Source organism: Azospirillum formosense, from assembly GCF_013340925.1.
Taxonomy (GTDB): domain Bacteria; phylum Pseudomonadota; class Alphaproteobacteria; order Azospirillales; family Azospirillaceae; genus Azospirillum; species Azospirillum formosense.
In genome coordinates, this window is record NZ_WHOR01000521.1 from 1 (window position 1) to 938 (window position 938).

Annotated in this window: 1 protein-coding gene; it reads left to right on the forward strand. The window is 66.0% G+C overall.

The genetic code is table 11. The features are described 5' to 3' along the window. Positions 1 to 68: 68 nt before the first annotated feature. Positions 69 to 917, forward strand: coding sequence for a peptidylprolyl isomerase (locus GBZ26_RS29555; protein ID WP_247884961.1), 849 nt, complete (start codon positions 69 to 71; stop codon positions 915 to 917). The last annotated feature ends 21 nt before the right edge of the window (positions 918 to 938 follow it).

Here is a 938-nt window from a genome sequence, read left to right on the forward strand (position 1 = left end):
ATCTTTGGTTTTTTTTTTCCAAGCAAAGGCCGCCAACCGGGTTTCGCCTTAGTCCCGTGGCCTCGGGGATGTGTATAGGAGCCGGGCCCGCCCCCGCCCCGGCGGACGCCGATCCGGTGGTGGCGCGCGTCAACGGCGAGGCGGTCCACCGCTCCGACGTCCAGCGCATGGTCGCCCAGCTTCCGCCGCAGGTGCAGCAGATGCCGCTGGAGATGATCTACCCGGCGGTGATCGAGCAGCTCGTGAACTCCAAGCTGGTGGCCGAGGCCGGCTACAAGGCCAACCTCGCCGGCTCGCCGGAGGTCAAGGACGAGATCAAGCGCGCCGAGGAGCGCGCGGTGCAGCGCGCCTACATCCAGAAGGAAGTGCAGTCGCGCATCACCCCGGCCAAGCTGGACGAGGCCTATCAGGCCTTCCTGAAGCAGAACCCGGCCCAGGAAGAGGTCAAGGCCGCCCACATCCTCGTCGAGAAGGAGGATGAGGCCAAGGCGATCATCGCCCAGCTCAAGAAGGGCGGCGACTTCGCCAAGCTCGCCAAGGAGAAGTCGAAGGACCCGGTGGCCGCCGAGCAGGGCGGCGATCTCGGCTACTTCACCAAGGACACGATGGTCGAGCCCTTCGCCGACGCCGCCTTCGCCATGAAGAAGGGCGAGGTGAGCAAGGAGCCGGTGAAGACGCAGTTCGGCTGGCACATCATCAAGGTCGAGGACAAGCGCACCCAGCCGCAGCCGACCCTGGACGAGGTGAAGCCGCAGCTCGAGCAGCAGCTCAGCAAGGACATCGTGACCAACGTCGTCGAGGATCTGCGCAAGGTCGCCAAGGTCGAGACCTTCCAGCTCGACGGCTCGCCGATGCCGAAGGAAGAGGCGGCCCCGGCCACGGACGCCCCGAAGGCCGAAGAGCCGAAGAAGAACTAAAGCTCCGGCAGCGCTTGCCCC